Source organism: Streptomyces sp. NPDC096040 (genome assembly GCF_040303265.1).
In the GTDB taxonomy this organism is placed as follows: domain Bacteria; phylum Actinomycetota; class Actinomycetes; order Streptomycetales; family Streptomycetaceae; genus Streptomyces.
Genome location: NZ_JBEOTA010000065.1, coordinates 1 through 21,457, shown reverse-complemented (window position 1 = coordinate 21,457; position 21,457 = coordinate 1). Strand labels below are relative to the sequence as shown.

Genomic DNA, 21,457 nt, shown 5'->3' with positions numbered 1-21,457 from the left:
TCGGTCAGATCACCACGAGTCACGCGACCGGTCTACCGTAGCCAGCGCCCTCCTGGAGCGGGAATGACCGATCCCGTGATCTCAACCCAGAACGCTCCCCTAGTCGCAGCGACCGGAGCACCTCATGCCCGACCACGCCCACCACGTCCGCCTTCAACCCGATACGCAAGCAATCATCGACTCACGCCACACCAGACGAGGGCAGCTCAACCACGCCGTGCCCAACGAGCTCCAACTGCAGCGACGTATCCGCCGCTGCAACGCAGACAGCGGCATCCCTCACGGGGACATTGTCGCTCTCGCCCTCGATACCTTTCTCCGGGCCAGGGGCTATCTGCCCGAACTGGCAGCAAATACACCCAGGTCGGAAGACTGACCCAAAGAGTGACTCTGTCGGTGATCTTGGGTCTGACCACCACCGTGCCGCTGCCTTCCGCCACGTCCTCAACGACCAGCGCCGATAGTCCGGAAAACACCGTCCCTATAAGGGAGTTGATATCCATCACGAGATCATGATCACGGACGGCTACTCCACGTCACCACCGACTACGGGCCAGAGCCGCTTGTTTGACAGACCCGAGTTGCTCGATCGACAGTTCCTCAAGGGGGTTCGCGAACTCCCCGACTTCGTGCACGGAAGTGGCCGAGGGTAGCTGGTTCATGAGAAACCTCCGTGGGGGACCGGGGGCAAGACAGCTCATGGGGTCTTGGACATGATCACGGCCGTGAACAGGCGAAGAAGGGGCTTTCGCCATTCGCGGCGAAAGCCCAAGGCCGTCCAGGTGGCGAGATCGGCTTTCCGTAGACGCTCAGGAGTGGGTCGGCATCGCGAAGTCCGCGCGAACCTGGGTGTCGTTGGGCCAGCGGGTGGTGGCGGTCTTGTAGCGGGTGTAGAAGCGCACGCCTTCGGGGCCGTGGATGTGGTGGTCGCCGAACAGGGACCGCTTCCAGCCGCCGAAGGAGTGGAAGGCCATCGGGACCGGGATGGGCACGTTGACGCCGACCATGCCTGCCTTGACCTTGGCCAGGTAGGTGCGGGCGGTGTGTCCGTCGGAGGTGAAGATCGCCGTACCGTTGCCGAACTCGTGGTCGTTGACCAGCTTCAGCGCCTCGGTGAACGACTGGGCGCGCACCATCGACAGCACCGGACCGAAGATCTCCTCCCGGTAGATCCGCATGTCCGGGGTGACGTGGTCGAAGAGCGAGGCGCCGAGGAAGAAGCCGCCCTCGTGCCCGGGGAGCACGGTCTGGCGGCCGTCGACGACCAGCTCGGCACCTTCCTCAGCGCCTACATCGAGGTAGCCGGCCACCTTGTCCCGGTGGACCTTGGTGACCAGGGGACCCATCTGGACTCCCTGCTCGGTTCCGGAGCCGATCTTGAGGTCGGCGAGGGCCGCGACGATGCGCTCGCGCAGGGCGTTCGCGGTGTCCTCACCGACGGGGACAACGACCGAGATCGCCATGCATCGCTCGCCTGCCGAGCCGTAGGCGGCGCCCATCAGTGCAGCGACGGCCTGGTCGAGGTCGGCGTCGGGCATGACGACCATGTGGTTCTTGGCGCCGCCGAGCGCCTGGACGCGCTTGCCGTTGGCCGTGGCCGTCTGGTGGACGTACTCGGCGATGGGAGTGGAGCCGACGAAGCTGACGGCCTCGATGTCCTCATGCGCGAGGAGGGCGTCCACCGCGGTCTTGTCACCGTGCACGACGTTGAACACGCCCTTGGGCAGCCCGGCCTCGGTGAGCAGCTTGGCGAGCTCGATGCTGAGGCTGGGGTCCTTCTCCGAAGGCTTCATCACGAAGGTGTTCCCACAGGCGAGCGCCACCGGGAACATCCACATCGGCACCATGGCAGGGAAGTTGAACGGCGAGATGCCCGCGACCACACCGAGCGGCTGGCGCAGGGAGACCGCGTCCACCGCGCGGGCGACGTTCTCGGAGAACTCGCCCTTCAGCTGCTGGGGAATTCCGCAGGCGAACTCGACGACCTCAAGGCCGCGGATGATCTCGCCCTTGGCGTCGTCGAGCACCTTGCCGTGCTCGGACGTGATGATCGCGGCCAGCCGGTCGGCCTCCCGTTCCACCAGGTCCCGGAAGCGGAACAGGATGCGGGCCCGGATATGCGGCGGAGTGACGGACCAGGTCTCGAACGCCTCAGCGGCGGCCCGTACCGCCGCCTCCACATCCGTGACCGTTGCCAGGGCGACGAGGCTGGTGACCTGGCCGGTGGCCGGGTTGTACACGTCACTGCGGTCCTTGGTTCCGCGGTCGTCGAGGCGGCCGTCGATGTAGTGGTCGATGTGCGTTGCCGTGGTGGTCATTTGTGGCTCCTCAGAGGTGGGGGAATCAGCCGTCGATCGTCGACTCCCGGAAGCTCGGGGCGTGGACGCTTCCAGGAAGTGCGCAGGTCGGATACCGACCGGCTGACGATCGGGCGGCTCGTGCTGTGGGTCGTGGGCATCGCGACCGCCGGGAGGCCGGGGACGAGGTGTCGCCCGGCCGTCGTGTGGTCACCGATTCGAGTCACGCAACCGCGAGTTGGCCGTCCGCAGCGCCGCGGACGACGCCTCCCGCCATGCCCGCGCCGAGGCCAGCAGCCCGGTCATGGACGGGGACATATGGACATGTCCCTCCCCCAGGTAGAGGTCGACGGGGACATCCGCGTCGCCCAATCGCTGCGCGTACCATTCGCCATCGCCGCGTAGTACGTCGTACTCGGCCACCGCGATGTATGCCGGAGGGAGCCCCGTGAGGTCTGCGGCCAGCAGAGGGGAGGCGATGGGATCCTCGCCGTTGCCGCTGTCCCCGAGGTAGAGCGCGCAGAACGTGCGTACGTCGGTCATCGACAACGGCAACTCGTCGCCCTCTTCCCGCGGGCGGCTGTGGGTCAGGTCCAGGACGGGCACCTCCAGGAGCTGGTGGGCGATGTCGTCCCGCCCCTGGTCGCGCAGCAGGAGGGTCGCTCCGGCAACGATGTTGGCGCCCGATGACTGGCCGCCGACGGTGATCACGCCGGGTAGCGCGCCGATCTCGGCGCTGTTGTCGATGACCCAGTTGACGACCGAGATGACATCGTGCACGGGCGCCGGAAAGGGGCGCTCGGGTGCCTTGCGGTAGTCGACGGAAATAACGATGCAGTCGGCGTGCACGCTGCGGTGGCGGCTCACGGCCTCCGAGTCCTTCGAGAAGGCACTGTTGATCACCCACCCTCCACCGTGCAGGAAGATGTGGACCGGATGAGGTCCGGCGGTGTCCGGCCGGTACAGGATCGCTTGCACGCTCTCGCCGGCCGACTCGATGTTCAGGACCCGGCGCTCGGCGACGCTCGGACCAGGACGGCCGAACGCGTCGAATGCTTCGTCGTTGTTCTGGTTCATCTGCGCCCGAAAGAGCTCCGGGTCTTCAATGACCTTCGGAGGATGACCGAAGGGCAGAAGCGGCTGCAGGTCCGGGTCGATCGGCATGTGTGTCCTTGAGGATGCGTGAAGGGGCGGCGTCGAAGGCGGGCGTCAGCGGACGCGGCGTACCGGAAGGATCGCGATGCCGCCGAGGATGGCGACAGCGCCGGCGGCGGCGAACAGGGTGGAGTAGGACCCGCCTCCCAGAAGGAGGATGAACGGAGCCGTCGCCGGAGCGAGGGCATTGGCGAGTGTGCTGGACATGTTGAAGACCGCCATGTCCTTGCCCGCGTCGGCTGTGTCCGGAAGAACATCGGTGACCAGTGCGAGGTCGACGGCGAGGAATGCTCCGTAGCCGATGCCCGCGATCGCCATCGCGACCAGGTAACCGTTGAACCCCGTGACCAACGACGCGATGATCAGCGCGACGCCGTATACCGCCGCAGAGGTCAGCACGAACACCTTCCGGCGGCCAAGGAAGTCCGACAGCTTCCCGCCGGTGACACTGGTGAGAATTGTGGTGATCGACAGCACCAGACTCGCGATGAAGATCTGCCGCGGCACCTCGCTCTGACTGGATCCGAGGTGATTGAGCAGAAAGAACGCCTGGTAGGTGGTGAGGAATCCGTAACCGATCACGAACAGGAGACGGCTGAACCAGACCCATGCGAAGTCCGGGTGACGGACAGGGCTGACCCAGAAGGTCCCCGCGATCTCACGCAACGACAGTTTCGGCCTGGGAGCGTCCTTTGAAAGTCGGCGGTCCTTGACCAGGCCGATGAAGACCAGGACGCTCACGGCCGCGATGAGCGGCGGCAGCAGAAACATCAGCAGCGCGTCGGTTGCGACAGCCTGGACGATGAACGTACCACCGATCACGGCCAGCGGGAGGGTGAGACCGACCAGACCCGACACCAGGCCACGCTGATGCACCGGCACCCGGTCGGCAATGACCGCGAGCAGCGGGGTGCCGATCAGGTTCGCCGCGACGCTGTACAGCGCGAACGCGGCGAGCAGCACGGGCACGTTCGGTGCAAGCCCCATCACCGCTCCCAGCGCGACGACTCCGGCCGCGCCGGCGAGAAGGTACGGACGGCGCATGCCGATGCGTGCCGTCGTCCGGTCGCTCAACCGCCCCACCACCGGCATCAGCAGCAGGGGCAGGAGGACACCCACGCCAACGATGGCACTCAGTGTGCTTGCGGCGTCCTTGGAGCCCACCAGAATCTGGACCTTGAGTGCCAACGAGACCGTGCCGGGCGTCAGGCAGGCGATCCAGAATCCCGCGTAGGCGAACGCGAACGCGAAGATGAACGACTTCCCTACCGGGCGATGCTCATTCTCGTCTGGCACAGTGAGGGACTCTGTCAGCGGCTCAGGGGAGATAGGGGACGCAGTCATGCCGTGCCAATCTTCGATCTCTCACTTAGATGTGTAAGTGACTGAGGGTGGGATGCTTGAATCTGAAGGCACCGGTAAAGGCGCGCGCAACGGCAGGAAGTTCCGTTCGTCCGAGCGGCTGTCGTTCGATGGTGCGGCGTTGCGGAGACTGTAGGCTGGCTGAGATTTCAGAACCAACGATTGGTTCTGATGGCGCCCATCTCTGGCAGAGAACCTTTGATAGCCGACAGGGGTCAGTCCGGTGAACCACTGATCATTGATGTCCCTCTCACGGCTGGTCAGCAAGCCGCGCAAAGGTGTTGGCTGCAGACTCGGCCCTTGCCTGCCGGTGCCCGGTTCCGGCCCAGAGGTGGATCAGGTGTGTGTCGGAGGCTGCGGTGGCTGCCTTGCGGAGTGGGCCTGTGAGGTGGTGGAGGGCGGGGTAACCGGCCGGAGCGTTCAGGTCGTATCGGTCGGTGAAGTGGTTGCGCAGGGCGCGTGCGGGTCGTCCGGTGAAGGCTCGGGTGACGAGGGTGGTGTCGAAGGCCGGGTCGACCAGGGCTGCCTTGTGTGGTGCGGACGCTCCGCTCTCGTGCGTGCGCAGCAGGACGGTGCCGACCATGGCGGCTTCCGCACCTGCGCGCAGCGCGGCTGCCACGTCGGCGGCGGTGGTGATTCCACCGGTGGCGATGATGGGCAGGGTGACGGCGCCGCGCACTGCGGCGATCAGGTCGGTCAGCCGGACCGGGGCGGGCGGCCGTGCCGGGGTGAGGGTGGCCGAGTGCCCGCCTGCAGCCGGTGCCTGCACGATCAGCACGTCGACACCGGCGTCAGCCGCTCGGCGCGCTTCGTCGGCTGAGGTGACGCACTGCAGCACGGTGCTCCCGGCCCTGCGCAGGGCACTGACGACCGCGCGGTCCGGGATGCCGAAGGTGAAGGACACCCAGGGGACGGGAGAGGAGGTGAGCAGGTCGATCTTGTCCGTCCAGTGGTCGTCGTCCTCGATCGGCTCCTCGGGCAGCATGAGCCCGTAGCGGTCGGCCTCCGCCTGCACCTCCCGCGCGTAACGCCGGTATACCTCCCTGGAGATGGGGACCGGGTTGGGGACGAACAGGTTGACGCCGAATGCGACGCCTTCCTCGCGGGTGGTGTGGATCTGCCCGGCGAGTGCTTGTGCGGTCTTGTACCCGCCGGCCAGGAAGCCCAGGCCGCCCGCACGGGCGGCGGCGGTGACGAGCGCCGGCGTGCTCGGTCCGCCGGCCATTGGCGCCGCGATGAGGGGAAGGTCTGCTCCGAGGTCGGACAGCAGTGTGCTCACGGCAACTCCTCCTGGAAAGTGCGGGCGTCAGGCCGCCGAGGTCACGGGGCTGAGGTGGTGCGGGAAGCGGACGCAGAGGGCGGCGGCCGCGAGCGCGGCGGCGACGACCAACGCGCTGCCCAGCAGGAGCGCCTGGTGGTAGCCGTGACTGAGCAGCGGGGCGGCGAGCAGCGGACCCAGGATCTGGCCGGCGCTGTATCCGGCGGTCAACAGGGCCACGGCCCGGGGCACTTGAAGGTGGGCGCCGATGGACAGGGCGATCGTGCTGACGCCCATGAAGGTGGCACCGAACAGCACGGCGGAGACGAGCGCGGGCGTGGCCCCGCCCAGCAGCGCCGGCAGGGCGATGCCTACGGCCTGGATGGTCAGCGAGGTGAGCAACAGGGCCGGCCTGGACCAACGGCGTGCCAGCCGGGTCCACAACGCGCACGAGGGAAGGGCGGCGAGGCCGACCACGATCCAGGCCCCGGAGCCGAGCCAGCCCTTGACGTCCTGCTGGATCGCTGCGACGAGGAAGGTGCCGGCGATGATGTAGCCGATGCCTTCGAAGGTGTAGCTGGCGAGCAGCGCGAGGAACCAGCGATGGGTACGGGGCCGTTCGGTCTGCCCGGCCGCATCGGAACTTCTTGGTTCCGGCTGTGGGGCCAGGGGCCAGGCGACCACGGCGAGGAGGGCGGCCAGGGCGGCGCACATCCACCAGGCCGCCTGCCAGGTGGACGCAGCCTGCACGGCGAAGACCAGCAGGCCGGACAGGGCGATCCCGGCACCGACTCCTCCGAAAGCCCAGCCGACCAGGTGGTGGGGGTGCGCGCGAAGGCCGGAGAGCATCGCACTGACGGCGATGACGAAGATCAACGCGCTGGCGGCACCGGCCACGAGACGCAGCAGGAACCAGACGGTGCCGTCGTGGCTCACCGGCATGAGCGCCAGCGTCGCCACCAGCACGACAAAGGAACCACGCAGAGCCGCGGCCGACCGTATGACGGCGGGTACGGCGATGCCGGCCAAGGCGCCTGCGAGGTAGCCGATGAAGTTGGTTGTGGCCAGGTCGGCCCCGAGCGCCGAGGAGAGTCCGGCCTGGGTGTGCATGAGGGGAAGGATGGGAGTGTAGACGAACCTGCCGATTCCCTGTCCCGCGGCGAGCGCTGCCGCCGCCTGGGCGACGATCGTCCAGGGAGAGCGCGTTCGCGGACGGGGCGGGGCTGATGACTGCACGGTCTTGGGCACCTTCCGGGGGGGCGTTCTGTGGCCGCCTCCGACGCTAGGCAGCGCGTGTATCGCTGTGAAATGCCGGTTAAGGTGCCTCTATGCATGGCAGGCATGGATGCGATGAAGGGGCGCGAGGAGCATGGACGTCGAACTGCGCCACCTGCGGGCTTTCGCCTCCGTGGCCCACCACCGCTCGTTCTCCCGTGCCGCCGAGGAACTCCTGATCACGCAGCCGGCGCTGAGCCGCACGATCGCGCAGCTCGAGGGCAATCTGAGCGTCCGCCTGCTCGACCGGTCCTCTCGGCACGTCGAACTGACCGACACAGGCGCGGAGTTCCTCCTCCACGTCGAGCGGGTTCTCGCGACCCTCGATCAGGCCCTCGCCGTCGTGAGCCACCGCATCACCCTGCGGCTCGGATTCAGCTGGCTGCTGCCCGACCCCTGGACGCAGCAGACCGTCAGCCGCTTCGAAGAGACCACGGGAGCGACAGTCGCCCTGACCCGGACCGACGATCCCCTTCAGGCGCTGCGCCAGCGCACCCTCGACGTCGCGGTGGTACGGGGCGACTTCGACGCGCCACGCGGAGCGCGCACCTCGCACCTGTTCGACGAGCCGCGCGTCGCCGTATGCTCCGAGCACTCCGACCTGACCCGTTTCGACCATCTGGACTGGACGGACGTCCAGCACTGGACGCTGGTCGTCAACACGGTCAGCGGTACGACCGGCCCCTGGTCGTGGCCCGTGGACCAGCGCCCGGACCGGATCATCGAAACGGCCAACTACGACGAATGGCTGGAGACGGTGGCCGCCAACCGCGGCATCGGCATCGTCCCCGAAGTCGCGCGGCGCCGTTCCCCGCACCCCGCCGTGCGCTTCGTCCCCCTCACCCATGCACCGGCCAGCCCGGTCAGCCTCGTCCACTTCCCCGACGCCCAGCGAACGCTGATCCGCCGGTTCCTGGAAGCTGCGGTACCGACCGCAACCCGGCGATGATCGCGCCCGCGAGCCGAATCTATGCCTGACGCACATAGCTGAGCGACTACAGGCATTTCTGCCGGACGTGGAAAGTCACTAGCGTCGAGGGCATGACCGAAACCCGCAGCGCAGGTCTGCCCCGACAGGAATCCGCGATCACCGTCCTGGGCGGCCCCACGGCCGTGATCGACCTCGGCGGACTGCGCATCGTCAGCGACCCGACCTTCGACGACGCCGGCCCGCACGGGTACCTCACCAAGACGGCAGACACTGCCGTCGACGAGGACAGCGTGGGACCGGTCGACCTCGTTCTGGTCAGCCATGACACCCATCCTGACAACCTCGACGAGCGCGGCCGCGCGTTCGCGAAGGCCGCCCCGCTGATACTCGGCGGCCCCCTGGCCGCCGGACGGCTGGGCTCACCGGCCGTCGGCCTCGCACCGTGGACCAGCCACTCCGTGCCCCGCCCGGACGGCGGCGACCTGACCGTGCTGGCGGTCCCCGCGGTCCACGGCCCCGAGGACGCCGAGCGCGACGCCGACGGGAACGTCAACTGCGAAGTCACCGGGTTCGTCCTGTCCGGGCAGGGACTTCCCACCGTCTACATCAGCGGCGACAACGCCTCGATCCGCACCGTCGCGGAGATCTCCCGCCGAGTGCCCGACATCGACGCGGCCGTCCTGCACGCGGGAGCGGCACGCGTCCCGGCGAAATTCGACGGCCGTCCCCTGTCCCTGGACAGCCGAGCCGCCGCTGCTGCGGCAGCCGTCCTCGGCGCGGACACCGTCGTGCCGGCCCACTACGACGCCTGGGCCCACTTCACCGAGGGGCTGCCGGAGATCGAGCTGGCCTTCCGCGAGGCCGGCTTGTCCTCCGTCCTGCAGGTCGCGGCCCACGGGACATGGGTGCAGCTGACCCGCTGACCGCCGTCACCCACATTTCGGCAACGGACGAGCAAGGAACGACACATGCCATTCGTACGCATCGATCTCATCCGCGGACGCCGTCCCGAGGAGGTGAGGGCGGTCGCCGACGCGACGCACCGGGCGCTCGTGGACGTACTGGACATCCCCGAGCGGGACAGGTTCCAGGTCATCACCGAGCACGACACGGATCACGTCATCGCCCTCGACGCCGGCCTGGGATTCGAGCGAACCGACCGCCTGGTGATGATCCAGGTCTTCACCCAGTCGGGACGCAGCACCGAAGTCAAGCAGCGCCTCTTCCGCGCCATCGCCGAACGGCTGGAACCCCTCGGCGTCGAGGGTGAGGACGTCTTCATCGGCATCGTCGAAAACGGCCCTCAGGACTGGTCGTTCGGCTTCGGGCGCGCCCAGTACCTCGAAGGCGACCTGGCCGTCCCCGGCCGCTGACACCGTTCGCCCTGTAATCGACCGCAGGTATGCTCCTGCCCACGGGCCCATATGGAGGTCGACGTGGAACTCTCCGACCTGCGGATCTTCCTGGCCGTTGCGCGCACGCACGGCATCACCAAGGCCGCTCAGGAACTACACACGGTGCAGTCCAACGTCAGCGCGCGTATCCACGCGCTGGAGAAACTGCTGGGCGCCCCACTGTTCCGCCGCCACGCCAGGGGCGTGGCACTGACGAACGCGGGCGAACAGCTGCTGCCGTATGCCGAGCGCATCAGCAGGCTCGTCGACGAGGCACAGCAGGTCATCGGAGACGAGACCGATCCTTGCGGTCCTCTGCGGATCGGGTCCATGGAGACCACGGCGGGCCTACGGCTTCCCACGGTGCTGGCGGCGTTCGCGGAGGACTGTCCCCGCGTCGACTTCTCGCTGATCACCGGGCCGACCGAACAGCTGGTCCGGGACGTCCTGGACTATCGGCTCGACGGGGCCCTGGTCAGCGGCCCGGTGCGACAGCCCGACCTGGTGGAGACGCCAGTGTTCGAGGAGCGTCTCGTCCTCGTCACAGCGCGCCGCGTCACCGACCTGGACGCCGTCATACGCGACCCCAAGATCCTCGTATTCCGCAGCGGCTGCTCCTACCGCAGGCGCCTGGAGAGCATCCTGGAGGCGCGGGGCGCCGTCGGCGTTCGCTGCATGGAATTCGGAACGCTGGAGGGCATCCTCGGCTGTGTCGGGGCTGGCATGGGCATCACCCTGCTGCCTGTCGCCGTGGTCGAGCGGTACGTCTCCCGCGAGCAGGTTCGGGTGCACGAGCTGCCGGAGGAGCAGGCACGCGCTCAGACCGTCTTCGTCCAGCGTGTCGACACACCGCCGTCGCCCGCCCTGACGCGATTCCTCTCGCATGCGCGGGCCGGCGAGCAGGCGCCGCCCCTCCTGCGGATGGTCGAGGGCTCCGCCGCGGCCACCGGCTAGTTCATCCGCTTGACGCTCGTTGGCCATCGGAAAGTTCTGTATCAGTGATGGCTGCCATCACAAGCAATCGTTGGATCTGAAATCTCGGCGAACCTACTGTCCCCTTAACGCCGCACCGCCCACCGCACTCACGGGCGGATGCCTGGACGAAGAGGACTTCGCCTTGCTGACAACGCGCCTTACCCACGCCTTCGGTATCGAGCACCCCGTCGTGCTCGCCCCCATGGACCTCGTCTCCGGGGCCCGGCTCGCCACCGCGGTGACCACCGCGGGCGGACTGGGCCTGATCGGCGGCGGCTACGGCGACGGAGAGTGGCTGAGGCGGGAGTTCGCCGCCGCGGCCGGCACCCGGGTGGGGTGCGGCTTCATCACCTGGAGCCTGGCCCGCCACCCCGAGCTGCTCGACATCGCCCTGGAGCACCAGCCCGCCGCGGTCATGCTGTCCTTCGGCGACCCGGCCCCGTTCGCCGGCCGGATCCGCGCGGCGGCCGTACCGCTGCTGTGTCAGGTCCACACGCTCGACCAGGCCCGCCAGGCCCTCGACGCCGGAGCGGACGTCATCGTCGCGCAGGGCGGCGAGGCCGGCGGGCACGGAGTCGGGACGCGGTCGACGTTCACCCTCGTACCCGATGTCGCGGACCTGATCGCCGACCGCTCCCCGGACACCCTCCTGCTGGGCGCCGGCGGGGTGGCGGACGGTCGCGGACTCGCCGGCGCGCTCGCCCTCGGCGCGGACGGGGTCCTCGTCGGCACCCGCTTCTGGGCGACGGAGGAAGCCGTGGTCTCGGCCCGCGCCCACTCCCGAGCGGTGGCCGCCGACGGTGACGAGACCATCCGAACCAGCATCTACGACATCGTGCGCCAGTACGACTGGCCCGTCGAGTACAACGGTCGCGTGCTGCGCAACCGGTTCATCGAGCGGTGGAACGGGCGGGAGGCGGACCTGGCCGCACAACTCGCCGAGGCCGCCGCGGAGTTCAAGGACGCCGTCTCACAGCAGGACTTCGACATCGCGAACATGATCGTCGGCGAGGGCGTGGGCCTGGTCCACGAGATCCTGCCCGCCGGAGAAGTGGTGCGCAGAATGGCCCAGGACGCCGCCGCCCGCCTCGGACGATGGGCTCCGCAGACCGCCGCGGTCAGCAGCTGAGCTGGCACAGTCCGCAAGAGGTCTCGCTCAATATCCCACTGCTCGCCCTGAGTTCTTTCACTCGTTCGGCGAGTGGAAGCGGTCGCTGTTCAGCGACCAGTCCCCGCACGGCTCACGTCCGCTGAATCCATGCGACACCGCCGCACCGGCGTCGGGAGGGAGCGCAATGCCCAGTCCCCAGCCTCCGCAGACCTCTCCGAAAGAACTGCGCCGCATCATCACCGCATCCAGCACCGGCACGCTCATCGAGTGGTACGACTTCTTCATCTACGGCAGCCTCGCCGTCGTCTTCTCCGGCTTCTTCTTTCCCACCGGCGAATCGAGCCTCGCGCTCCTGGTGAGCGTGGCCGCGTTCGGCACCGGCTTCGTCGTCCGCCCCCTCGGGGCACTGTTCTTCGGCAGGCTCGGCGACCGGGTCGGCCGCAAGAAGACCTTCCTCACCACGCTGGTCGTCATGGGCGCCGCCACCACGCTCATCGGCTGTCTTCCCAAGTACGACACCATCGGCACGGCGGCTCCCGTGCTGCTGGTGCTGCTGCGGCTGCTCCAGGGCTTCGCGGTGGGCGGCGAGTACGGCGGCGCCGCCACCTACGTCGCCGAGCACTCCCCCGCGGACCGTAAAGGCTTCTTCACTAGTTTCCTGCAGACCACGGCCACGGTCGGGCTGCTGCTGTCCATCGGCGTCGTCGTCGCCTGCCGGCTCCTGCTGGGCGAGGAGGCGTTCACCGCGTGGGGCTGGCGTCTGCCGTTCCTCCTCTCCGCCGTCCTCGTCGCCCTCTCCTTGAGGATGCGGCTGAAGCTCCACGAGTCGCCTGTGTTCACCCGTATGCAGGCGGAGGGCGCCCTCTCCAAGGCGCCTATCCGGGAGACCCTGGGCAACCCCAAGACCCTCGCTCTCGTCCTGATCATTTTGTTCGGCCTGACCGCCGGGCTGGGAGCGGTCTGGTACACCAGCCAGTTCTACGCCCTGTACTTCCTGCAGAGTGTGCTGAAGGTGGACTTCCTCACCACCAACGTCTGCATGGCTGTTGCGCTGGTACTGGGCGCTCCCTTCTACCTCCTGTTCGGCCGGCTGTCCGACCAGTACGGCAGGCAGCGCGTCATCGTCGCGGGCCTGGCCCTGTCAGCCGTGAGCTTCCTGCCCCTGTACGCCTGGATCCGCGCGGCCGCCGCGGACCGGTCGTGGGCGCAGGTCGTCGTGGCGGTGACGCTGCAGATCGTGTTCAGCGCCATGGTGTACGCGCCGACGGCCGCTTACCTGACCGAGCTGTTCCCGCCCCGGATCCGCTACACCGGGCTGTCGGTGTCGTACCACCTGGGCGCGGGTGTCTTCGGCGGGTTCATGCCGCTCATCGCGCTCTCGCTCACCTCGTCGACCGGCAACCAACTCGCCGGTTTGACCTATCCCACCGCTGTGGCGGCTGTGTCCACCGTGGTCAGCCTGGCACTGCTGCGCGGTGGCCGGGACAACAAGCTCGTGCGGGCCGTGTGGAACCAGCTCGGCACGCCCGATCGGGCCGACTCGCCCGAACCCGCCCCCACCGGGTGATCCAGACCAGCGCCGGCCTCCCTGACACGGCGGGCGCTGCCACGGGGTTCCGCCACCCATCCAGAGGTGGCGGAACCCCGCCCCCACCTCACCGAAAACCCCCACCCATGCCCCTCACCGCAACCACTGATCACTTACCACGCTCAAGGAGCCCTCCGTGCCCCGTCTCCGCAGATCCCGCATCGCCTTGATCGCGACCCTCGTCGCCACCACCGCTGTCACCGCCGCTGTCACCGCCGCGTGTAGCAAGCGCTCCGACTCCACCGGCTCGGACAACTCCGGCGGCTCCTCCGGCCGCAAGCTATCCGTGATCGTCGTGTCCGGCCCGCTGAGCGACCCGTTCTTCGGCGCGATGAAGACCGGCGCCGACAACGCCGGCAAGGAGCTGAACGTCTCCACCGAGTACCTCAGCCCGACCTCGACCGACGCCTCCGGCCCGACGCTCGCCAGGCTCATGCAGGCGGCAGTGGCGAAGAAGCCGGACGCCATCGTCGTGGGCAACTTCTTCCCTGCGGCCCAGGACCCCGAGATCAAGGCGGCGGTCAAGGCCGGTATCCCGGTGGTCGTCGTCAACTCTGGCCAGTCGGACTGGAAGCAGGTCGGCGCCCTCGCCTTCGTCGGGATCGAGCCGGTGGTCGCCGGCACCAGGTCGGGCGAGGAGTCGGCCAAGCTCGGCGTGAAGAAGGGACTGTGCGTCAACACGGTTCCGGGCAACCCCGCCCTGGAGCAGCTGTGCCAGGGCTACACCGACACGCTCAAGAAGAGCGGTGGCACGGCGAGTTCGCTGCGTATCCCGTACCAGGACGCGACCAACCCGACCAAGGTCACCCAGGCCATCGAAGGCGCGCTCAAGGCGGACCAGAGCATCGACGGCGTGTTCACGACGGGCTCCATCGTCGCCGAGAGCGCGCTGACCGCGGCGAACGACATCGGACGCAAGCTGACCATCGGCAGCGGCGACCCGTCCACCAAGGTCCTCAAGGACATCGAGGCGGGCAAGATCCAGTACGCCATGGACCAGCAGCCCTACCTCCAGACGTACTACGGCGTCCTGATCGCCAAGCAGTACGTGCAGTATCGGATCTCCCCCTCCGGCACGGTGCTCACCGGTCCGCTGGTCATCGACAAGGACAGCGCGGCCGCCGTACTGAAGATCAACGAGACGTACCAGGGCATCCGCGGTGCCGCCTGAGACGCCTCAGCAGCAGCCTTCCAGTTTCAGGAGAGAGCACTCATGACCATCGACCAAGCGGCTGCGGCACCCGCCGTGCCGGACGAGCAGAGCGAACCCCTCGGCCGTTCACTGTTCGCACGCACGGCACGGCGCCCGGAGTTCGGCGCGCTGATCGGCGCCGTCGTCGTGTACGTCTTCTTCCTGGTGACGGCGTCCGGCTCGGGCTTCACCAGCGTGGACGGCACCGCCAGCTGGCTGGACACGGCAGCCGAACTGGGCGTGGTCGCCACCCCAGTCGCGCTGCTCCTCATCGCCGGGGAGTTCGACCTCTCGATCGGCTCGGTCGTCGGCGCGACGTCGGCGATCGTGGCCATCGGCAGCGGGACGTACACCATGCCCCAATGGGCATCGATCCCTCTCGCGATCGGCTTCGGCCTGCTGGTGGGGCTGGTCAACGGCCTCGTCGCCACCCGGACCAAGCTCCCGTCCTTCATCGTCACCCTGGGAAGTTCGCTGGTCGTCGGTGGCGGTGCCCTGGGCCTCAGCCGCGCCCTGTCCGGGAGTACGGCCGTGACACTGACACCGGAGCCGAGCGTGCAGGCCGTGTTCGGCTCCAAGGCCGGGCAGTTCCAGGTCTCCATCGCATGGTGGCTCGCGATCGCCGTCGTCGCCTGGTGGGTGCTTACCCGTACCCGCACCGGAAGCTGGATCTACGCCACCGGTGGTGCCCCCGACGTGGCCCGGGACGCGGGTGTGCCGACCGCCCGGGTGAAGGTGGGGCTCTTCATGGCCACCTCCGCCGGTGCCGCGCTCGTGGGCGTGTTGCAGACGATCGCCTACAGCGGGGGTGACGTCACCCGCGGCTCCAGCTTCATCTTCGACGGCGTCATCGCCGCCGTGATCGGCGGAGTGCTCCTGCAGGGCGGCTACGGCTCCACCCTCGGCGTCCTGCTGGGCACGGCGACCTACGGCGTCGTCAGCATCGGCATCTTCTACACCGGCTGGAACACCGACTACGCCCAGCTCTTCCTCGGCGCCCTGCTGCTGGTCGCGGTGATGGCGAACAACTACTTCCGCAAGCTCGCACTGAGCGGCAGGTGACTTTCATGACGACCACCACGACCGACCATCCCCTGATCGAACTCCAGGGCGTCACCCAGCGGTTCACCGGCGTGACCGCCGTCGCCGACGTCTCGCTCACCGTCCGCCCCGGCCAGGTGCTCTGCCTCCTCGGCCACAACGGCGCCGGCAAGTCCACCCTCATCAAGATCCTCTCCGGGGTCTACACGCCCACCGAGGGCACCCTGTCCATCGACGGCGAGCCCGTGACGCTCGGCGGCCCGCGCGAGGCCCTGGACCGCGGCATCGCCACCGTCCACCAGGGCGCGGGCACCGTCCCGCTGATGAGCGTGGCCCGCAACTTCTTCCTCGGCGCCGAACCCACCAAGGGCCGCGGCCTGTTCCGCCGCTTCGACACCGCGACGGCGGGCCGGATCGCCCTGCAGGAGATCCGGCAACTGGGCATCCGCCGCATCCGCGACGCCGACCAACTGGTAGGCACCATGTCGGGCGGTGAGCGCCAGGCCCTCGTCATCGCCCGCGCCCTGCACTTCGGCGCCCGGGTACTGATCCTGGACGAACCGACCTCGGCGCTCGGCGTCCGCGAGTCCGAGATCGTCCTGCAGGCCGTGGAATCGGCACGCGACCGCGGCGTCGGCGTCGTCCTGATCACCCACCAGGCCCACCACGCCCTGCGGGTCGGCGACCACTTCGCCGTCCTCGCCCACGGCCGGCTCGTCGCCTCGTTCGCGCGGGGCGAGATGGAGGCGGCCGAGGTCATCGACCTGATGGCGGGTGGCACGGTGATGGAGAAACTGGAGCGTAAGCAGGCATGAGCACGATGCACCAGGCGGTGGCGACGACGGCTTCCGGCTACACCGCACCCCGCTTCGCGGGTGTCCGGGACGCCTTCGAGAGCAACCTGCGCAACGGCGACGACATCGGCGCCTCCGTCGCCGTGTACCACCACGGCAGGCTGGTCGTGGACCTGTGGGGCGGCATCCGGGACACCAGCGGGACCCCGTACCCGGAGGACGCCCTGCACGTCGGGTACTCCACCACCAAGGGCGTCATGGGCCTGGTGCTCGCGAGCCTGGTCGACACGGGCGAGGTGGATCTCGACGCGCCGGTGTCGGCCTACTGGCCGGAGTTCGGCGCGGCCGGCAAGAGTGGCGTCCTAGTCCGTGAACTGGCCTCGCACCAAGCCGGGCTGCCTGCCTTCGGCGAGCCGGTGGCCAAGGCCGACCTCGCCGACTGGGGCGGCTGTGTGCGGCGCCTGGCCCGCCAGGCGCCGGCGTGGTATCCGGGTACCCGGCACGGCTATCACGCCCTGACTCTCGGCTATCTGGTCGGCGAGGTCGTTCGACGCGCGAGCGGCAAGAGCGTGGGCGCCCTGCTCCGTGAGCGGTTCGCCCAGAACGGTGACCTCCAGGCATGGATCGGTCTGCCCGCCGAGCACAACGGCCGCGTCGTCCCATACCAGGACGCCTCCCCCACACCGGGAATCGGCGCTTTTGCGGCCACGGCCGCCGAAGCCCCGGACACGCTGACCCACGCCACCTTCAACAACCCCGTCGTCACCGCGGATCTCTTCAACGACCCGGCGTTGTGGTGGCCGGAGATCCCGGCCGCCAACGGCATCTTCGACGCCAGGTCACTGGCCCGCCTCTACTCCGGCGTGCTCGCCGGTCCCCTGCGGGCCATCTCTCCCATCACCGTGGACCAGGTCCGCCGTCAGCAGGTCCACGGACCCGACGAGGTCCTGGTCGACCAGCCCACCCGCTTCGGAACCGTCTTCGAGCTGTCCTCCCCACGCCAGCCCATGCTCGGTCCCGGCTCGTTCGGCCACGACGGCCTCGGCGGACACCTGGCCTTCGCCCACCCGGAGTCCGGCATCGCGTTCGCCTTCCTCACCAACCGGGCCATCCCCGACCCCACACCCCACACCCGGCTGTGGCGCCTGCTCTCGGCGGTGACCGCGGCCCTGTGAACAGTGCTGAGTGCTGTGCCGCGGGTCAGGTTGTGGGAGCGGGACCGGGCGGCAGGTGCACCGTCATGATCAGGTGGCACGTTTCGGTGCCCGCACCGCGGTAGATGTGAGCGGTGTCGCCGTCGAAGGTGGCGGTCTGTCCGGCTTCGACGGTGTGCTCCGTGCCGTCAACGACCAGGACCATCCGGCCGGAGGTGACGGACACGGTTTCCACGACTCCGGCCTGGTGGGGGTGGCTGGGGTATTCCACACCCGGTTCCAGTCGCCAGCGCCAGACCTCGACCGGGGCAGGTCCGGAGGTGGTCAGCATGAGCCGGGCCTCGCTGCCCCGCTCTCCGGTCCACAGGGGTGCCACGGCGTCGGCGGTCACGACGCGGACGCGTCCTTCGGAGGGGCCCTGCATCAGGGCGGACACCGAGATGCCGAGGGTGTCGGCCAACCGGACCAGGGTGGCCAGGTTGGGGTTGCCCTGGGCCTTCTCCAGTCCGACCAGGGCGCCCTTGCTGACCTGGGCACGTCGGCTGAGTTCCTCCAGGGTCAGGCCCGCGCGGAGGCGGGCCGCCCGGACGTTGTGGGCGACCGTCCGCAGGGCTGTGGCTGTCTCGGCCACCTGATCACTATCCTCACTGCGGGTCATTCAAATGAACCGTGCGGTCATTTGGCTTGACTTCGGCCGGTCGTTCTGCCGTACGGTGGAGTCATTCCATTGATAGTAAGGGATTGTGTTGTGATCGCTTTGCTGCTGGCCCTGGGCAGCTCACTCGCGTACGGATGCGCCGACTTTCTCGGCGGTCTCGGCGCCAGAAAAGCTCATGTGCTGCGTACCGTGATGATCGCGGCCCCGGCCAGTCTCGCGGTCGAGCTGCTGCTGTGGCCAGTGCTCGGTGCCTCGTTCAGCTCCGCGGCCCTGGGCTGGGGTGCCGCGTCCGGGGTCGCCTCGGCCGCCGCGTTCGCCCTGCTCTACCGCACCCTCGCGATCGGCCCGATGAACGTACTCTCACCCGTGACCGCGCTGGTCTCCGCCGCGCTGCCCGTCGGCGTGGGCCTGCTACAGGGCGAGCACCTGGCCGCCACGGGGCTGATGGGCCTGGCCCTCGCGCTGGTCGCGGTGGTGCTGGTCAGCGCCGGACACGGCGCCGGAGCGACGCGCGCCTCCCGGACGGCGCTGCTGCTGGCCTTCGGCGCGGGCACCGCCATCGCCCTGCAGCTGGTCTTCCTGCACCAGGCGCCGTCCGACAGCGGAGTGGCCCCGCTGATCATCGGCCGGGCCGTCTCCTCGGCCGTCACCCTAACCGTGGCCGGGCTGATGCATCGCAGGCTGGGCCCCGAGCGGCCCGCGTACGCGATGTCGGCCGCAGCGGGTGTGCTGGACTCGGTGGCGAACCTGCTGTTCCTGTTCGCCGCCCGCAGCGGGGACCTCACCGTCGTCGCCGTGGTCACCGCGCTCTACCCGGCCGGCACCGTCGTGCTCGCCCGCGGCGTGCTCGCCGAACGCATCCAGCGCGGCCAGCTCGTCGGCCTGGGCGCCGCAGCCGTCGCCGTCAGCCTCCTCGCCCTGACCTGAGCAGGCTCGCACCACCAAAAGGAGAAGAGCATGCTGGTCCACCCCTGGGACGCCGGCCTGGACGACGCCGAATGGCAGACCTGGATCGCCGACGGCCACGACTTCGGACAGCTCAGCGTGAACGGCCTGCCAGGCCGCCCGCCCATGGTCGTCCCCACCCACTTCACCTGCGACGGAACCCACCTTCTGGTCCACCTCGCCAAGCCCAACCCGGTCTGGGAGGCGATCGAACACGACCCGAACGTCGTCTTCACCGTCATCGGCGACTACGCCTTCATCCCCGGCCCCTGGCGCGCCAAACCCGGCATCCCGCCCACCGATGGCGTGCCCACCAGCTACTACGCGGCCGTCCAGTTCACCTGTCGCGCGGACATCGTCGACGATGCCGAAGGCAAGGCCGAACTGCTGCGCCGTCAACTGGCCCACTTCCAGCCCGACGGCGACCACGCCCTCGTCGCCGTCGATCAACCGCCGTACGGCCGGATGTTGTCCGGCATCCGCGGGCTGCGCCTCGAAGTCAACGACGTGCGGGCCAAGTTCAAGTACGACGACCACAAGTCCGTCGAATACCGCGCCACCGTCGCCGACCGCCTCACCGAGCGCGGACAGGGCCTGGACGTGCCCACTGCACGCCAGCAGCTGCGCCGCCTGGACCGCATCGGCCCCTGGAAGTCCTGACCGCCCCCACCCGCAGGAAACGGAAACGTCGCCTATGCCCGCCTTCCGCATCGCTCCCGCCGTCGCAGACGCCTTCCCCGGCACCCTCATCGCCCTGGTCACCGCCACCGGTGTGCGCGGTCGTGAGTCCTGGCCCCACACCGCCGCCGCCGTAGAGGAACTGGAGCAACAGCTCGCCGACGGCACTTGGCACCCCGCCGACGAGACCGACCCCCGCATCGAGGCCTGGCACGCCGCCTACCGCTCCTTCGGCACGAACCCCCGCCGTATCCGCCCCAGTGTCGACGCGCTCGGCCGACGCCTCGCGAAGAAGGGGAGCCTGCCGCGTATCAACCCGGCCGTCGACTCCTACAACGCCGTCTCCGTCCGCCATGCCCTGCCCGCCGGCGCCTTCGACCTCGACCACGTCACCGGCGACGTCGACATCCGCCACGCGGACGGCACCGAGTCCTTCACCCCGCTCGGCGAACCCGACACCGTCGAGCACCCCAAACCCGGCGAGATCATCTACACGGACATCACCGGGGTCCTGACCCGCCACTGGAACCACCGGGACGCCCATCGCACCCGCGTCACCGAGGACTCCACCCACGTCGCCTTCGTCATCGAAACCCTGCACGCCGACCGCGACGGCGACCTCCTCAAGATCTCAGTTGACGAACTGCAAGGCTTGCTGGCCCCGCACGCCGAACAGACCACGATGTCCTACCTCAGCCCGGCGCAGCCCAAGGCCACCGTCTGAGTCGGACGCAAGGGTCCAGCGGGTGATCTCCGTGCCGTCGGCGCTGAGCAGGCGAAGGCTCATGCGGACGACGCCAGACCTGGTTCGACGGTTCAGCAGGGTGTCTCGGCGCCGCTGCTCCCCTCTCCGGCCAGCACCAGAGCCAAGTGGGATTCCATGAGCTCGCGGGGGCGATCCGCCGGAGCGCTGATAGTCAGCGATGACTACGACGGTCACGGCGGACTCCATGTATGAGGATCGGAGAGGGGAGCCGGCCCCGCATCCACGGTCCATCCTCCCGCCCGTCACAACATCCCCACGCGGAAATAGGGAGCATGCTCAGTCCCAATCCTTGGGACAGCAGGGATGTGACTCCGGCCGATCGTTATGCGGCACAGAGGTCGACATCCTGGTTCAGGTTACTCCACGGCCCGGGTGGTCTCCGCCCCTGTGTGCGCCACGAGGCGAGGCACCAACATGCGGGCACTCGGGCCGATCCGCAGCAGGTGGCCAAGCAGCAGCGCCGCCCGCTACAGGCATGCGAGGCATTCGCAGACGCCGCATCAGTATCGAGCGGACCTCGCCGCGACGAATGCTCAGGCCCCGCCAACACCTGCCCGGCGGGGCCTCAGAGACCATCACGTGTCACGTTCGTGTCACCAACACCGTCGACGCACCTGGACCACAAGGGCCCCACCCGCGTGAACGACGTCAATCTGGACGTGGTGTACGCCAAAAGACGGTTCCGCCTACCTGTGCCATGTGGTACCGCTGCCCACTCGCTAGCACCACGTACCGCTCATCAAGATCCGGACCAGGTGCGGACCGAATCAGCCTGGCACTCGACGTTTCCCTCTCTGTCAAAGTAGATCGAGTCAGGCATACTGGATGATTCATTGAGTCGAGGGCGGAGAAGGAGTAGTGCCCGGGTGGCCAGCACGAATGA

General features: G+C 68.6%; 19 protein-coding genes. 13 read left to right on the top strand and 6 right to left on the bottom strand.

Going from position 1 to position 21,457, the window contains the following annotated elements; genetic code table 11:
• Window positions 1-809: 809 nt before the first annotated feature.
• The 5 genes from ABTY98_RS41120 to ABTY98_RS41100 form a co-directional block, all read right to left on the bottom strand.
• Window positions 810-2,318: a CoA-acylating methylmalonate-semialdehyde dehydrogenase gene (locus ABTY98_RS41120; RefSeq protein ID WP_352226295.1), complete on the bottom strand. Its 1,509-nt coding sequence runs from the start codon at window positions 2,316-2,318 to the stop codon at window positions 810-812.
• Window positions 2,319-2,507: 189 nt separating this feature from the next.
• Entirely contained in the window at window positions 2,508-3,461 is a 954-nt protein-coding gene (locus ABTY98_RS41115) for an alpha/beta hydrolase (RefSeq protein WP_352226294.1), read from the bottom strand.
• A 45-nt stretch (window positions 3,462-3,506) separates the two neighbouring features.
• Window positions 3,507-4,796: an MFS transporter gene (locus ABTY98_RS41110; protein WP_352226293.1), complete on the bottom strand. Its 1,290-nt coding sequence runs from the start codon at window positions 4,794-4,796 to the stop codon at window positions 3,507-3,509.
• A gap of 268 nt (window positions 4,797-5,064) precedes the next feature.
• On the bottom strand, window positions 5,065-6,093 hold the full coding sequence (locus ABTY98_RS41105; protein ID WP_352226292.1) for a nitronate monooxygenase: 1,029 nt from the start codon (window positions 6,091-6,093) through the stop codon (window positions 5,065-5,067).
• Window positions 6,094-6,120: 27 nt separating this feature from the next.
• Complete coding sequence (locus ABTY98_RS41100; RefSeq protein ID WP_352226291.1) at window positions 6,121-7,308, bottom strand: YbfB/YjiJ family MFS transporter; 1,188 nt, start codon at window positions 7,306-7,308, stop codon at window positions 6,121-6,123.
• A 133-nt stretch (window positions 7,309-7,441) separates the two neighbouring features.
• Between ABTY98_RS41100 and ABTY98_RS41095 the strand changes: the two genes are divergently transcribed.
• The 10 genes from ABTY98_RS41095 to ABTY98_RS41050 all read left to right on the top strand — a co-directional run bounded on the left by ABTY98_RS41095 (window position 7,442) and on the right by ABTY98_RS41050 (window position 17,548).
• Entirely contained in the window at window positions 7,442-8,296 is an 855-nt protein-coding gene (locus ABTY98_RS41095) for a LysR family transcriptional regulator (RefSeq protein ID WP_352226290.1), read from the top strand.
• Window positions 8,297-8,388: 92 nt separating this feature from the next.
• Complete coding sequence (locus ABTY98_RS41090; protein ID WP_352226289.1) at window positions 8,389-9,201, top strand: MBL fold metallo-hydrolase; 813 nt, start codon at window positions 8,389-8,391, stop codon at window positions 9,199-9,201.
• A gap of 45 nt (window positions 9,202-9,246) precedes the next feature.
• Window positions 9,247-9,651, top strand: coding sequence for a tautomerase family protein (locus tag ABTY98_RS41085; protein ID WP_352226288.1), 405 nt, complete (start codon window positions 9,247-9,249; stop codon window positions 9,649-9,651).
• A gap of 63 nt (window positions 9,652-9,714) precedes the next feature.
• Entirely contained in the window at window positions 9,715-10,626 is a 912-nt protein-coding gene (locus ABTY98_RS41080) for a LysR family transcriptional regulator (RefSeq protein ID WP_352226287.1), read from the top strand.
• Window positions 10,627-10,789: 163 nt separating this feature from the next.
• On the top strand, window positions 10,790-11,776 hold the full coding sequence (locus ABTY98_RS41075) for an NAD(P)H-dependent flavin oxidoreductase (protein WP_352226286.1): 987 nt from the start codon (window positions 10,790-10,792) through the stop codon (window positions 11,774-11,776).
• A 166-nt stretch (window positions 11,777-11,942) separates the two neighbouring features.
• Window positions 11,943-13,325: an MFS transporter gene (locus ABTY98_RS41070; protein ID WP_352226285.1), complete on the top strand. Its 1,383-nt coding sequence runs from the start codon at window positions 11,943-11,945 to the stop codon at window positions 13,323-13,325.
• Window positions 13,326-13,482: 157 nt separating this feature from the next.
• A complete protein-coding gene (locus tag ABTY98_RS41065; protein ID WP_352226284.1) occupies window positions 13,483-14,517 on the top strand; it encodes a sugar ABC transporter substrate-binding protein in 1,035 nt (344 codons plus the stop codon).
• Window positions 14,518-14,559: 42 nt separating this feature from the next.
• Window positions 14,560-15,600 (top strand): ABC transporter permease, encoded by a 1,041-nt coding sequence (locus tag ABTY98_RS41060; RefSeq protein WP_352226283.1) that lies wholly within the window; start codon window positions 14,560-14,562, stop codon window positions 15,598-15,600.
• Between the two features lie 5 nt (window positions 15,601-15,605).
• Window positions 15,606-16,394 carry an ATP-binding cassette domain-containing protein gene (locus ABTY98_RS41055; protein WP_352226282.1) on the top strand — a complete coding sequence of 263 codons (789 nt, stop codon included), beginning with the start codon at window positions 15,606-15,608 and terminating at the stop codon, window positions 16,392-16,394.
• Complete coding sequence (locus ABTY98_RS41050; protein WP_352226281.1) at window positions 16,391-17,548, top strand: serine hydrolase domain-containing protein; 1,158 nt, start codon at window positions 16,391-16,393, stop codon at window positions 17,546-17,548. Before ABTY98_RS41055 ends, ABTY98_RS41050 begins: the two co-directional genes overlap by 4 nt.
• Before the next feature lie 25 nt (window positions 17,549-17,573).
• Here the strand turns inward: ABTY98_RS41050 and ABTY98_RS41045 are convergent, their stop codons facing one another.
• On the bottom strand, window positions 17,574-18,158 hold the full coding sequence (locus ABTY98_RS41045) for a helix-turn-helix domain-containing protein (protein ID WP_352226280.1): 585 nt from the start codon (window positions 18,156-18,158) through the stop codon (window positions 17,574-17,576).
• A gap of 117 nt (window positions 18,159-18,275) precedes the next feature.
• Here ABTY98_RS41045 and ABTY98_RS41040 point away from each other — a divergent pair, with 117 nt between their 5' ends.
• From ABTY98_RS41040 to ABTY98_RS41030, 3 genes are read left to right on the top strand one after another with little or no spacing between them, the layout of a single operon-like run.
• Window positions 18,276-19,112 carry an EamA family transporter gene (locus ABTY98_RS41040; RefSeq protein WP_352226279.1) on the top strand — a complete coding sequence of 279 codons (837 nt, stop codon included), beginning with the start codon at window positions 18,276-18,278 and terminating at the stop codon, window positions 19,110-19,112.
• A 30-nt stretch (window positions 19,113-19,142) separates the two neighbouring features.
• A complete protein-coding gene (locus ABTY98_RS41035; RefSeq protein WP_352226278.1) occupies window positions 19,143-19,790 on the top strand; it encodes an FMN-binding negative transcriptional regulator in 648 nt (215 codons plus the stop codon).
• Between the two features lie 34 nt (window positions 19,791-19,824).
• Entirely contained in the window at window positions 19,825-20,532 is a 708-nt protein-coding gene (locus tag ABTY98_RS41030) for a B3/B4 domain-containing protein (RefSeq protein WP_352226277.1), read from the top strand.
• Window positions 20,533-21,457 lie beyond the last annotated feature (925 nt).